Origin of the sequence: Streptomyces sp. WP-1, from assembly GCF_030450125.1 — a bacterium.
GTDB lineage: Bacteria > Actinomycetota > Actinomycetes > Streptomycetales > Streptomycetaceae > Streptomyces > Streptomyces incarnatus.
Map to the genome: position 1 here is coordinate 4,175,452 of NZ_CP123923.1, position 12,468 is coordinate 4,187,919.

At 67.6% G+C, this 12,468-nt stretch carries 11 protein-coding genes and 2 tRNA genes; 8 read left to right on the forward strand and 5 right to left on the reverse strand.

What is annotated here, in order from left to right; genetic code table 11:
• Positions 1-26 precede the first annotated feature (26 nt).
• Entirely contained in the window at positions 27-506 is a 480-nt protein-coding gene (locus QHG49_RS18130; RefSeq protein ID WP_301490355.1) for an SSI family serine proteinase inhibitor, read from the reverse strand.
• Positions 507-692: 186 nt separating this feature from the next.
• Between QHG49_RS18130 and QHG49_RS18135 the strand changes: the two genes are divergently transcribed.
• A tRNA-Ser gene (locus QHG49_RS18135) sits at positions 693-783 on the forward strand.
• 215 nt (positions 784-998) lie between these two features.
• Positions 999-1,071 (forward strand) — tRNA-Arg (locus QHG49_RS18140).
• 95 nt (positions 1,072-1,166) lie between these two features.
• Here QHG49_RS18140 and QHG49_RS18145 read toward each other — a convergent pair.
• Both QHG49_RS18145 and QHG49_RS18150 read right to left on the reverse strand, forming a co-directional pair.
• Complete coding sequence (locus QHG49_RS18145) at positions 1,167-1,835, reverse strand: YdcF family protein (RefSeq protein WP_301490356.1); 669 nt, start codon at positions 1,833-1,835, stop codon at positions 1,167-1,169.
• Positions 1,836-1,848: 13 nt separating this feature from the next.
• Positions 1,849-2,949: a DNA-binding transcriptional regulator gene (locus QHG49_RS18150; RefSeq protein ID WP_301490357.1), complete on the reverse strand. Its 1,101-nt coding sequence runs from the start codon at positions 2,947-2,949 to the stop codon at positions 1,849-1,851.
• 343 nt (positions 2,950-3,292) lie between these two features.
• On the opposite strand from QHG49_RS18150, the gene QHG49_RS18155 reads away from it, so the two are divergent.
• Together QHG49_RS18155 and QHG49_RS18160 are read left to right on the forward strand one after the other, a co-directional pair.
• Positions 3,293-3,709, forward strand: a complete 417-nt coding sequence (locus QHG49_RS18155) for an ATP-binding protein (RefSeq protein ID WP_301490358.1) — start codon at positions 3,293-3,295, stop codon at positions 3,707-3,709.
• A gap of 942 nt (positions 3,710-4,651) precedes the next feature.
• On the forward strand, positions 4,652-6,079 hold the full coding sequence (locus tag QHG49_RS18160) for a hypothetical protein (protein ID WP_301490359.1): 1,428 nt from the start codon (positions 4,652-4,654) through the stop codon (positions 6,077-6,079).
• A gap of 491 nt (positions 6,080-6,570) precedes the next feature.
• Here the strand turns inward: QHG49_RS18160 and QHG49_RS18165 are convergent, their stop codons facing one another.
• Entirely contained in the window at positions 6,571-7,053 is a 483-nt protein-coding gene (locus tag QHG49_RS18165; protein ID WP_159702912.1) for a hypothetical protein, read from the reverse strand.
• 190 nt (positions 7,054-7,243) lie between these two features.
• Between QHG49_RS18165 and QHG49_RS18170 the strand changes: the two genes are divergently transcribed.
• Positions 7,244-7,777, forward strand: coding sequence for a DUF6234 family protein (locus QHG49_RS18170; protein WP_236576353.1), 534 nt, complete (start codon positions 7,244-7,246; stop codon positions 7,775-7,777).
• A gap of 432 nt (positions 7,778-8,209) precedes the next feature.
• On the opposite strand, the gene QHG49_RS18175 is transcribed toward QHG49_RS18170, so the two are convergent.
• Positions 8,210-9,328 carry a hypothetical protein gene (locus QHG49_RS18175; protein ID WP_301490360.1) on the reverse strand — a complete coding sequence of 373 codons (1,119 nt, stop codon included), beginning with the start codon at positions 9,326-9,328 and terminating at the stop codon, positions 8,210-8,212.
• Between the two features lie 252 nt (positions 9,329-9,580).
• On the opposite strand from QHG49_RS18175, the gene QHG49_RS18180 reads away from it, so the two are divergent.
• From QHG49_RS18180 to QHG49_RS18190, 3 genes are all read left to right on the forward strand, one after another.
• Entirely contained in the window at positions 9,581-10,507 is a 927-nt protein-coding gene (locus QHG49_RS18180; RefSeq protein ID WP_301490361.1) for a Bro-N domain-containing protein, read from the forward strand.
• A 149-nt stretch (positions 10,508-10,656) separates the two neighbouring features.
• A complete protein-coding gene (locus tag QHG49_RS18185) occupies positions 10,657-11,529 on the forward strand; it encodes a DUF2797 domain-containing protein (RefSeq protein WP_301490362.1) in 873 nt (290 codons plus the stop codon).
• 101 nt (positions 11,530-11,630) lie between these two features.
• A complete protein-coding gene (locus QHG49_RS18190) occupies positions 11,631-12,368 on the forward strand; it encodes a response regulator transcription factor (protein ID WP_167532356.1) in 738 nt (245 codons plus the stop codon).
• Positions 12,369-12,468: the final 100 nt, after the last annotated feature.

A 12,468-nucleotide genomic window follows, 5' to 3' on the forward strand; every position in this document is an offset into this window, starting at 1 on the left:
GTGACGACCGGACCTTCGGACCGGGCCTACCCGATCTTCGGCAGCAGCGGCACCATCCGGTTCCACCGGTCGATCTCGCACCCGTTGTCCCGGTCGTACGACGCGTCGACGGGCCGTCCCGCCCAGGTGCCGGTGACCCGCGCGGTGGCCGGCCCCCCGGAGATCATGGAGCAGATGGTCCCGGGCGGCACCGGCGCGAACAGATCCCGCCCCCACTGCGTCAGCCCGTCAAGCTTCTGGCAGGCACCCCGCACATCCGGGTGATGCCCCCCGGCGGGATGACAGAACAGCTCGTACGTCCCGTCCCGCCCGGCCCCGGCATGCCGGACGACGACGGTGAGGTGATCCCCGCCGCGCCCCTGACCGAGGGCGGCGGCGGGTACGGCGGTCAGCGGTACGACGGCGGAGGCGGCGGCGGTGACGGCAGTGACGGCAGCGGCGGTGGCGACGACGGCGAGGGCGCCGCGACGGACGCGCCGGGTGACACCGGAGAGAAGAGAACCCATGCCCTCCTCAACGCCCGACCTCGGCGGACGTTGCGCCACGTTCCCCCGGAAAACGCCACCCCGTCGTAGAAGCCCTTTGCCCTGCGGCCGGACTGCCTAGTACCGTAGAGCTCGATTGGTGACGGGCCCTGCGGCTGTGTCATCATCTGCACGCACCACTCGCGCGCTCGCGTGAGCGGTTGTGCTGGAGGCGTCGCCTAGTCCGGTCTATGGCGCCGCACTGCTAATGCGGTTTGGGTCTTAAAGCCCATCGAGGGTTCAAATCCCTCCGCCTCCGCCCCAACCGAAGCCCCGGTCCCCTGGACCGGGGCTTCGTCGTTCCCCCCGCTGTTCCCACCGTTCACTCCGCCCCCACCCCCCTCCTGGACGTTTCTGCAGGTCAGAAGGGGTGCGGGGATCGGATTTCACATGACGGCGGCAGTCATGTAATGTTCTTCCTGTCGCCGGGACGGGCCGAAAGGAACGGAAACGGAGACAAGAACAAAAGAACAAGCACTCGTAGCTTAACGGATAGAGCATCTGACTACGGATCAGAAGGTTGCAGGTTCGAATCCTGCCGAGTGCACATCGGACCAGAGGCCCCGGAAATATCCGGGGCCTCTGGCTTTTGCCCCGCACGAGATGGGGCCGGTGCGCACAGCGCGCCCGGCTGCCGACAGGTCAGGAAGCGATCAGTCGGCTGGTGAATCCGTCGCGGACGAGGGATTCGTACGCTCCACGTACGTCGGCCGGGACGTCCTGTTCGATGGCGAATCCGCGCTTCGGGTACTCGATCACCCGCTGGAGATCACCGACGAGCATGTCCAGGACGAGCTTCTCGTCACCGATGGACTTCACGTAGTCGTCGAGCTCCAACGGCTCCGACGCGCAGAGGATCTCGATGCCGGGCCACAGCCTGCGCGCGGTCGCGTAGGAGCGCCGTTCCATGTAGGGCTTGGAGACCAGCAGCACGGTGGCCGGGGTGATGCCGGCGGCGGCGAGAACCTCACGGGAGAGGGTGATGTTCTGCCCGGTGTTACCGGCGGACGGTTCGAGCAGGATCGCCTCGGAGGGGACGCCGAGGTCGATGGCGTGCTCGCGGAAGTGGACGGCTTCGCCGCGTGGGAAGACCTTGGCGGTGGTGGGGCTGTTGCGGCCGGTGAAGACCAGGGTCGGGAACAGCCCGGCGCGGTACAACTCGGCGGAGCGGGTGGCGACGCCGAGGTCGTGACTGCCCAGGCCGATCGCCACGTCGACGGGCCGCAGCGCGTGGTGCATCTGGTGGTACTCCCAGATCAGCGCGGCCCGGTGCCACTGGTCCTCAGTGATGGCCTGCTGGTTGTCGCCCACGCGTCTCTCCCTGTCACCGTCGCCGGGGGCCAGTCCGGCTCTCTCTCGTGGCCTTGATGCCCTCGATGCTGCGCAGTTGGTGCACGAGTCCGTACTGGGCGGCCGTGCGAATGGCTTGATCGAGGACGAGGAGTCCATCATCCCGGGTCGCCGGGTCGCAGAGCAGGATGTGGCCGTAGGCGGTGTCCAGCCGTACGCGTTGCATCGGTGAGTCGGTGGTCCCACTGCTGCGGGCGATGCCGATGAAGTGCAGGGCTTGGGTGAGGTCGCCGGCACCTCGACGGGCAAGGGCGAGTTTCTGGTGGGCCACCGACCAGTCATCGGGTTCGGTCAGGTCCTCGAAGTCGCGGGTCGCGGCCTGCATGACGCGGGTCGCGTAGCCATGCCGGCCGTTCTTGCTCAGCGCGGTACCGACCCACAGGCGGGCCCTGGCACGGTCCCGGGGGGAGAGCCGGTCGTCGGCGGCGAGGGTTTCGTATTGGCGGGCCGCGATCTCCAACTTGCCGGACATCTCCGCGACCACCGCGAGGGAGAGGTCGAGCTGGGCAACCCGACGCGGGATGCCGAGCTGAGTGAAGACCGCGTGTGCCGCCGCATACGAGTGCTGGGCGGAAAGAGGGCCGATTACGCAGCCTTGGTCGCGTTTGAGATCACCGAGCAGCGCGGTCGAGCGGGCGAAAAGGTACAGGCCCTTCTCGTCCAGTTCCCGGGCGTCGTACCGGGCCAGCCAGCGGCTGAGGAGGCTGTCGGCGAAGGCGAAGTTCTGCTGGGAGAGCGCGATTACCACGCGGTCCAGGTCCTCGGCCCACGATTCGTACTCCCAAGCGCGAGGGCCGGTGCCGATGACGCGGCGGGCGGCATTCTGTACGGTGCCGGGCATCCCGGACAAGATCGTCTCGAAGCGCAGATGGGCGGAGGCATCCGCGCGGGCGAGGGCGGTGTCGAGGATGGCCTGCGTGTCGGGTCGTGGCTCGGTTGCCGCGCGCTTGCTCTCCCACTTCGAGACCGTGGCGACGGCGACTCCGAGGTGCTCGGCGAAGGCTCGCACGCTCAACCGCAAGGCGAGACGCAGGGCCCTGGTCTCCAAGCCGGTCCACTGGTGCACGGTGGCCACGCGTCACTCCCTTCCACCGTCATCGAAGCAGACGCGCGTAAGCCGCGGGACGAAAGTGGAACGAAAGTAGAACGACGGGTGATTGGCCGGAAGTTCGCTGACGTTCATGCTCGTTTCCGTCACCACGTGGCGACCCATGGGAGGGTCCCCGGACGGCCCTCTCACTGAACACCGACTGATCAGCAGACCGGTGATCAACGGTCTGCTGCGGTGACACGGGTCTCCGAAGCCCGGCAGGAGGAGCTGGGTCCTCGGTAGAGGGCGCCGCCTTCCGGAACGCACAACGCCCTGGCGACCGCGGGAACGGCCCCAGGGCCCGGCCGATCTGAGAGAGCAGACCGACATGCCGCAACCTACAACGCGGGTCCGCCCGACCGGGCACCCCGGCTACAGCGAGACGCTGCCGCGTGATCCCGAAAGCGCCGCGACCGCGCGTGGCCTCGTACGCGCCGCCATCTCCACCTGGGGGCTCGACGACCTGACCGACGACGCCGTCCTGATCGTCTCCGAGCTGGTGGCCAACGCCGTTCGGCACGCCAGGTGGCGGTCCATCCGCGTGATGGTGGAACGCATCGCGCCGCGCACGGTACGGGTGGCCGTCGCGGACTTCTCCCGTGCGCTGCCCGTGCCGTGCGCGCCGAAGAATGACGAGGAGGGCGGACGCGGCCTGGCCCTCGTCCTGACGCTGGCGGCGAACTGGGGCGCTGATGAGCGGCACTGGGGAAAGGTCGTGTGGGCGGAGCTGGAGGCACGCGGGTGACCGACGGACCAAGCCCCACCCGCAGCCTGGCCCGAGCCCACCTGTCCCAACTGATCGTCATGTTCGGCACGGACGGGTGCCTGCGGATCAACACAACTCCTGCTCCCGCCCCAGCCGGCCTGGCCCCGGCTGCCGCTCCTGACGGCGATGAGCCGGAGGACGACGAGCAGACCTGAGGCCGCTGATGCCTGACCGGACAGACGGCGCATATCCGAGCGGACGATGACCGCGCGCTCGCCCATCAGCAGGGGCCGTCTCCGATCCGACAGACCTGCGTTGTTACAGATCTCCCTACCTCATCAAGCACCCGGCTGCGTTCCGCTCCGCCAAGCGCGCTTCCCGGCTCCGCTCCGGCGCCGCTCCTGCCTTCGGCCCGCTCCGCGCGGGCTGCGCCGATGCGCGCCCGCAGTGGATAGGCCCGTGGGGCATGAGTCGAGAACCAAGCCCGCGGCTTCACGACGATGCCTCCGGCGGGGGCGCTCAGACTCCGGGATGGACGGGGCACCGTTCGCGAGTGCCGGCCGGAGCGGGGCGAGCGTTGTGGGGCTCCCATCCCGACCACCTTCGACCCAGGCAGAGCCGAGTAGTCGCGGCCCAAGGCGTCAAGGTCGTTCGTGCAGTGGCGCGCTCCACCTTGACGCCCTGAACCATGACCGCTCCACGGTGTGTGGGTCGAAGGCGGACGGGATGGGAGCCGGGGTGAGTGGTGGGTTGAGGTTGGCGGTAACCGACTGCTTTGGAAATCGGGCTACAGAACCGATCGCTGGCCGTGGCATCGCCTTGATCAAATCTCGTGACAAGGTCATCACCGATCCGCCTACACGCGCCAGTACCACAGTTTGAGTTAATGATCTTGGCAGATCGCTACCCACGCACCCCAATGAGGCGGCATCATGATCTAGCGCCCTTACTGGTGCGCGCCACGACAAAGCATGGGGGGCCATGTATTTCAGTGAGATTTTCGAAATCGAGTACAAGGCAGAGTTCGACTGGTTCGACCCGATACTTGAAAATGACACACTGCTTTTCGTGGACCCCTTCCTTATTTTCGCCGATGCAGACGCCGACTGGCAGCGAGCATACGACGAAATCATGGACTACTTCCAGTCTGCATTTAAGCTCCTCGCGAGCAGTAAGCTCAATCAAAAGCATCAATATTTTAAGCGTACGCTATCTCTTATGGAGTTCCCGGAGCCACGCGAATTCCGTCTAGGGTTTGCAAGTAAAAGTAGTGAAGGGTCCGGGTCGGGTCCCGGGCTCGCTAAAAAAGTGGTCGAGGCGATGAGTCAAGCCATCCGTCGCGGGATAGAAGATATCGAGCACTTCGAAGAGCTAGGCATTTTGGTCTCAGGAATCAACAAGGACCGCATATCGGATATCACTTGCGATCTCCTAAAGCCTCGGCTCATCAAGTACACTCAGGACATTTGTCACACCCATGACGTTCCCATGCGCGTCCGCAAAATTCGACACAGCCATTACGACGTGACGCGATCGCGCTGGATGGATGCAGAGCATCTTGTCCCTGTGGATCCTGAAACTGACAAACCTATCCTGCTCGTACCGAAGCGATTCTTGCGCGAACTTCCGACACTTTCCTCTGATAACTGGGGTGAATTCTTGGACACCTCGCTCAGGGACGATCTCAATATCAAACTTTCTCAGGGGATGAAAAAAGAGGAAATCATCGCTCTGGCTCGCACTCACCCGGATGCGGTGCGCCGTTGGGTGCAGTACATGCAGGAGCGTGGATCGAGTGCCTACGATGTTGATTCGGACCCAAAGTTGCATGTCAATTGGCAGCGTCTCGCACGTGATGCCGCAAACGAGTCGCCAATCGAGAAAAAACCTCAAATATCCAACGCTGAAGACCTTCTCGCTTTCGCCCATACAGCAATCGCGCACTTCCGCGACTGGGCGGAGAAGAAAGGGGGGTGGCGGGTTTTCTGGCGAGACGTAAAAGACTTTAAGACTATTCCCGAATCAAACATGCAGCTCCTCTTTCTCGGGGTTCTGGAGCGGTACTGTGCACAGGCTGGAGTTCGCTTGGACCGTGAAGTGGAGACTGGCCGAGGCCCGGTTGACTTCACGTTCACCTCGGCTGGCGGCATTCGCATACTGCTTGAAATGAAGAAGCTTACGCATGGCGAATTCTGGCACGGTCTTCGCACTCAAACGCCAACCTACATGGCGAGTCAGGACGTTAGGCACGCTATTTTTCTGGCCGTTCGAAATTCCATGAGCAAGCCGATGAAAGAGCGTTGGATGAAGCTTGACGTGGAAGCGACTACGGCAAGCGAATCTAACTCGTGCACGATCGAAGTGGCCCGCATCGACATCATGCCGAAAGAATCTGCTAGTAAATCCTGACGAGATCGTGTGTGGTGCCCGAAAGAGTGTGCCTCACGGACGTCCCGTCGAAGCAGTGCATCGGACCTCAGGTCACCATCTGTGGTCCCAGCGTGACTGAAGTCCGTGCCCCATCCGTGCCGCCGACGGGCAGTTCCGGTACAGCAGCCAGATACAGCAACCCAAGCAACCGGCAGTACTCGGCACTGCCCGCTATGGGCCGCCAAGCGACCTGAATGCCCCACTCTGGCCCATCTCTCTAGAGCTACGGATCAGAAGGTTGCAGGTTCGAATTGCCGCCGGTGAAGACCAGGGTCGGGAACAGTCCGGCGCGGTACAACTCGGCGGAGTGGGCGGCGACTCCAGGTCGTGACTGCCCAGGCCGATCGTCTCTCCCTGGTCACCGTCGCCGGGGGGGGGGCTGGTCCGGCGCTCTCTCATGGCCCCGATGCCCTTGATGCTGCGCAGTCGACGCACGAGTCCGTACCGGGCGGCCGTGCGGATGGCTTGATCTACACCTCGTCGGGGAACACCCTCACCAGCGCCTTCCAAAGTTCAAGGCGTCGGTCCTCGCCGATCAGGTTCTGCTGCCTGGCGTTCCAGGCGAGAACGAACCCACCCCTCTGCATCGCGTTGCCGGTCTTCCTCACCTCGGTCGCCCAGTGCTCGGCGACGACCACATCCCAGAACTTGTAGATCGACACGGTGTCCGTGGTGACCAGTTGCAGACAGTCGTCGGGGCTCGGCTTCCTGCCCGCGGCCTTGTCGGAGCAGGCTGCCGTGTCATCAGTCGGGTTGCCGAGGGTGGCGATGCCGGTTTCGTCGGCGAGCTTGTCGGCGACCTGCCAGGCGTCGAGGGTGCCGGGCGCGACCCAAATCTTGCTCGGAGAGTGCTTGGGCGCGGCGGGTTCATCGGACGAGCCGGGGCTGGAGCAGGCGGTGAGCACGAGCGCGGCAGTCGCTATGAGTGCGGTGGCGGTGGTACGGGTGCTCATGGCCCCCCCAAGGACGTGCATGGCTGAGAGGCCATCATGCGTCATGTTCACGTGAAGGCATTGTCTTCCGGATCGGCGTGTGCCGAGTGCGGAGAGGTGCAGGAGGGCCGCGAGCCGTGGGAAGCGCCCCGGCGGAGCTGAGTACTCCTGCTCATGTGCCCGCCTCGCCCGCGCGGGCAAGGTGGCGCGTATGGACTTACCCGTCGCCCCGCCGGCCTTCGACGCGACCACCGGCCCGAAGCAGCGCGGCCGTGCCGACCTGGGCGCTGATATCGGAGCCGGGTGCGGTCTGGTGTTCCTGGAGCTGATCGCCTTAGCGGTGATCTTCGGCCTGTGGTTCCTGTCCGGGGTCAACCTCGACCCGGGCAGAATCGTCAGGACCGACTCGTTGTGGAACTACCTGGCCGCCGCCGGAGGGGTCGGAGTCCTCGCCGTCGTGGCGGCCGGGATCGGCGCGTGTGCCGGGGCCGCCGTGACGGTGGTCACCCAGGCCGTGATGGCCGCTCTGGTCTGCGTCATCGTCTTCAGTGGTGCTGCGGCGCAGTCGCACCACGACCAGCTGTGCCGTGACATACCGGCAGCCACCGGGTGCAAGGGCGGCGACTGGACGGCCGCGGCCCGGGTCACCGCCGCTCGGGCGGATTCGGGTCCCAGCCGAGCGCGAAGGACCATGCCACGCCCGGGCCCGCGGTCAAGCGCAGGGAACCGGTGGCGTCGCCCCTGACCGCGGTGCCGCTGGCCAGGACCTTGACGCCGTCCGCGCCGGTCAGCGGGGCATGGTGGACGGACGGGGCGTGCGGGGTGGGAGCCGGGGGTGCGGTGATCAGGGTGGCGTGGGCCGGGGGCGGCGAGGCTGTGCCGGGATGACCGGAGCCGCTGCAACCGGCCGCCGCCGGTGCGGCGGCACACACGGAGAAGGTCAGGCGGACGGATCGTCCTGTGATCGCCATCGAGTGTTCGGCCCCCGGATCGTCCTTTCGCCGTCTCTCTCCCTGACAGACGGCGTGCGCCAGAACACTCGCCTTTTCGATACGGCTCGGCCGGTGGACGCTCTTTAGGCGGACGCTCTTTATTTGAGGGAAAGCTGAGGCGGTCGGCTCCCGGCGGTCCCGCTCTGCATGCCGGTGGGGCGCGGAGCGGGGATGCTGGGAGCGGCTCAGGCGAGGACGCGGGCCGCCTTGGGAGCCCTGGCCAGCGCCGACAGACAGGCGCCGCCCGCGACGAGGCACAGGGCCGCGGCCGTCGCCAGGAGGGCCGGGGCGTGCCGGGGGTGGAGGAAGAGGCCCACCGCGAAGCTCAGGAACAGGGAGGCGTTCAGGATCCAGTTGAACGCGGCCCAGGCGTGGGGCTGGTCCGCGGCCGGGACGCCCGACCAGATGACCCGGGTGAGGAGGAGGTTGAAGACGCCGTTCCCGATGCCGCCCAGGGCGAAGGTGACGGTGGCGGACCAGAAGGGGAGGCCGAGGCTCGGCAGTCCGATCGCGAGGGCCACCAGCAGGCCGGACAGGGGGAGGAGCACGCGAATGCCGGTGAACCGGCGTGGAGTTACGGCCGCCGCGATCATGGAGGCCACGGCCCAGCAGGCCATCACGACGCCGAGCCCGTGGGCGTCGTAACCCGGCGTCCGGGCCAGCATGAAGGGGCCCGACACGCCCTCCAGGCTGGTGGTGATCAGTATGACGGTCACGCAGAGGAGTCCGAGGGCGCCGAACGCGGCGGGGGCCACCAGGTGGCCGAACCCCTCGGTGGCGCTACGGCTGCCCGTCGTACCGTCCTGCGGGATCCGCGGTGACCAGGCCACCGCCGGCACCAGCAGGAAGGTGAGGGCGTTCAGCGCGAAGGCCGACGCCGTGCCGGAGAGGGCCACCACCGCACCGGCCAGCACCATGCCCGCGGCGCCGGCCCCCGCCTTCGAGACGCTCCACCACTTGGCCAGCTCGGCCTGCCGCCCGTCGCTGAGGGCGTGCAGGAGCGAGCGGGAGAACGGCATCGTCAGGGCCTCGCAGGGCGCGGCGACGAGAATGCAGGCCAGGACGGCGATCCGGTGGTCCGCCACTGCGGCCGCGACGGCGAACGCCGCCACCTGCCCGGTCAGTCCGGCCCGCCACGCCGTCCGCGAGCGGATCCACCCCCGGGAGCTGACGAGCGGGGTCAGCGTCAGGACCGGGATCGTCTGGGCGGCCAGTACGGCGGCGAGGAAGGCCGTCGAACCCGCGCGCACCGCGATCAGCGCGTACGCCACCTGCACCAGCTTGTCCCCGAACTCCGAGGCCACCAGCGCGAGAAGAACCCCGCCGAGCCCGGCCTGACAACGCTGACGCCTCCCACACTCACGAACCCGACAGTCGGAGCGATGCCAGGGGAGGCTAACCCGCACCCCGACGGCCCCGCTCGAATTTTCCGGCGCCCCGTCGGTGGACCCAGGCGTGCGGAATCGATACCTCTGTCATCTATCGAGTGAATGTGCTGTATCGGCACGTCAGTTGATGTTTGTCCTCCCTAGCTTCCGAGGCGGAGGTGATGCTCGATGTACGAGCGGAACGAGGTCCCGTCGGAGCAGCCGGCGGGGCGGAAGCAGGACGCGATCGACATCAACGACTTCGTGTTCGCGGCCACCGGGGCGCGGTTGCGGAGGCTGACCACACCGGATGGGGAACACTGGTTCCCGGCGGCGGACGTGGCGGGCAATCTCGGATATGCAAACACCCGGCAAGCCCTGCTGTGGCATGTTGCACCGCACTGCACACAGTCCCTCGAAGATCTTGCACGAGGCGTCTATCCAGTAGACGCCTTGAGCAAGATTGCAGGTCACGGACTCAAGAAGTCCATGCGGATGGTGAATCTCCGTGGTCTGATCGCTCTCGTCAACGGCTGTACCAAGACCGAGTGCGCGCCCTTCAAGGAGTGGGTCGCAGAGGTCATCGAAGCCATCCAGCGAAACGGCTCCTACAGCCTCGACCCCGCCCCCGTACAACCCGCTCCCGACGGCGGCACCGCCTACCTCCTGCCCCAGCAGGTCGCCGATGCGATCGTCCGCCTGGAGGAGCGCAACCTGCGCGCGGACGAGGCGCTGGCGGTCGCGCAGTCCGAGCGGATCGAGGAGACGCGCCGCACCAACGACCTGCTCGGGCGGATCGCCGACTCCCTCGATCTCATCGCCGACCGGTTTCGGCCGGCCGCCGTCGCACCGCCGGAGGCGATGACGCCCCAGCGGCTCCTGGCCACCTGGCGGGCGAGGAATCTCGTCGTCACCGACGATGTGCACGCCGTGGCGGCCTATCTCGCCCCCGCGCTGGTGCGCGGGCCCGTGCACTGCCGGATGGAGGACATCGCGGAACGCACGGGACTCACGGTCGCCCGGGCACACGACGGTCTGCGCATGCTGATCAAGCGCGGGTGTGTCCGGCAGACGGGTGTGGCCGCCGGCGGGACGCCGGTGTACGCGCTGCCGTGAGCGGCGTACGCGCTGCCGAGCGCCGACGGCCCGGGGCATGGGCAGGCCCGAAGTCGCAAAGAGAAGTTGCGGCTTCGGGCCTTCGCACACCGTAACCCGCCCCCGCCTCCCCCCGGCACTGTCGGACCCACCCCCTACCCTCACGAGTGATGGCACAGATGTGGAGATGTTCCGGGCTTCGCTGGTCCGGTGATGGGCTCGTGCTCGGTTGGGAGGGCGGGCGGGACAGTGTGCTCGCGTGGGGGAAGCGGGTCGGGTTCGCCGTGCCGGAAGGGGGCGGGCGGGTCTGTGTGGGGGCGCGGGGCCACGCGTGCCCGGTGCGGGCGGCCGTGCCGGGGCGCGGCACCGGAGCCCGGTGCGAGGAGTGCGCGCGGCTCGACCGGGCGCACTCCGTGGCCGCCGACACGATCGCCGACGACCCCCGGCCGTACCGGGTGTATCTCGCCTGGTTCGGCCCCGGCCTGGTCAAGGTCGGGATCACGGCCGTCGAGCGGGGGCCGGCGCGGCTGCTGGAGCAGGGCGCGGTCTGTTTCAGCTGGCTCGGCACCGGGCCCCTGATGGCGGCCCGGCGCACCGAGGAGATGCTGCGGGCCGCGCTCGGCGTGCCGGACCGGATCGCGTACGCCGAGAAGCGGGCGGTGCGGGCGCGGCTGCCGGGGACGGAGGAGGAGCGGGCGGCCGAGGTGCGCGCGCTGCACCGGCGGGCCGTCGCGCTCGACCGGTGGCCGGAGTCCCTGCGGGCCGAGCCCTGCGAGGTGGTCGATCATGTGCGGGCCTTCGGGATCGACGGCGTACCCGCCGCCTTCGGCGAGGTGACCGGGCTCGTCCCCGGCGGTGCCGTCGGCGGGGAACTGGTCGCGGCCGCCGGACCCGATCTCCATCTGGCGGTGCGCGGCCGCGGGGTCGTCGTGCTCGACACCCGGCTGATACGGGGGTGGGGGCTCGTGCCCTCGACCCGGGAGGGCGATGAACTCACCCTGCCCGTCCGTGAGTTCCCCCAGGAGCAGGACGGGCTGTTCTGAGGGGCCGCCCAGGCGTTGTCTGAGTGGTGGCTGTGTGTTTCTCAGGAAAAACCAAGACTGGTGAAACTCTCCTCTCAGAGGGCCCCGACAGTGTGGCCGCCATGACCACGACCTCGCCCCAGGGGCGTACCGAACTGCTGAGGCCGGACGGGAGCCCCGTCCGCGTGCTGGTGGTCGACGACGAGACGTCGATCACCGAACTGCTGAGCATGGCCCTTCGCTACGAGGGCTGGCAGATCAGAAGCGCGACGGACGGTCAGGGGGCCCTCCAGACGGCCCGCGAGTTCCGCCCCGACGCCGTCGTCCTCGACATGATGCTGCCGGACATGGACGGGCTGGCCGTCCTCGGCCGGCTGCGCCGTGAACTGCCGGACGTGCCAGTGCTGTTCCTGACCGCCAAGGACGCGGTGGAGGACCGGATCGCCGGGCTCACCGCCGGCGGCGACGACTATGTGACCAAGCCGTTCAGCCTGGAGGAGGTCGTCGCCCGGCTGCGCGGGCTGATCCGCAGGGCCGGGGCGACCGACCGGCGCTCCGAGTCGGTGCTCGTCGTCGGCGACCTCACCCTGGACGAGGACAGCCACGAGGTGACGCGGGGCAGTGACTCCATCCACCTCACCGCCACCGAGTTCGAGCTGCTGCGCTTCCTCATGCGCAATCCGCGGCGCGTGCTCAGCAAGGCGCAGATCCTGGACCGCGTCTGGTCGTACGACTTCGGCGGCCAGGCCAACGTGGTCGAGCTGTACATCTCGTACCTGCGCCGGAAGATCGACGCCGGACGGGAGCCGATGATCCACACCCGGCGCGGCGCCGGTTATCTGATCAAGCCCGCCGTGTGATGAGCCGCCTCCGGGCCCGTCTCCTCCGGGCCCGTCTCCTCCGGGCCCGTCTCCTCCGGGCCCGTCTCCTCCGGGCCCGTCTCCTCCGGGCCCGTCTCCT

Bases quoted from the DNA above. Each gene is read 5' to 3' on its own strand.
- QHG49_RS18165 (WP_159702912.1), bottom strand. From the start codon at position 7,053: ATGAGCACCCGTACCACCGCCACCGCACTCATAGCGACTGCCGCGCTC.
- QHG49_RS18185 (WP_301490362.1), top strand. From the start codon at position 10,657: ATGGCACAGATGTGGAGATGTTCCGGGCTTCGCTGGTCCGGTGATGGG.
- QHG49_RS18170 (WP_236576353.1), top strand. From the start codon at position 7,244: ATGGACTTACCCGTCGCCCCGCCGGCCTTCGACGCGACCACCGGCCCG.
- QHG49_RS18190 (WP_167532356.1), top strand. From the start codon at position 11,631: ATGACCACGACCTCGCCCCAGGGGCGTACCGAACTGCTGAGGCCGGAC.
- QHG49_RS18130 (WP_301490355.1), bottom strand. From the start codon at position 506: ATGGGTTCTCTTCTCTCCGGTGTCACCCGGCGCGTCCGTCGCGGCGCC.
- QHG49_RS18160 (WP_301490359.1), top strand. From the start codon at position 4,652: ATGTATTTCAGTGAGATTTTCGAAATCGAGTACAAGGCAGAGTTCGAC.
- QHG49_RS18180 (WP_301490361.1), top strand. From the start codon at position 9,581: ATGTACGAGCGGAACGAGGTCCCGTCGGAGCAGCCGGCGGGGCGGAAG.
- QHG49_RS18155 (WP_301490358.1), top strand. From the start codon at position 3,293: ATGCCGCAACCTACAACGCGGGTCCGCCCGACCGGGCACCCCGGCTAC.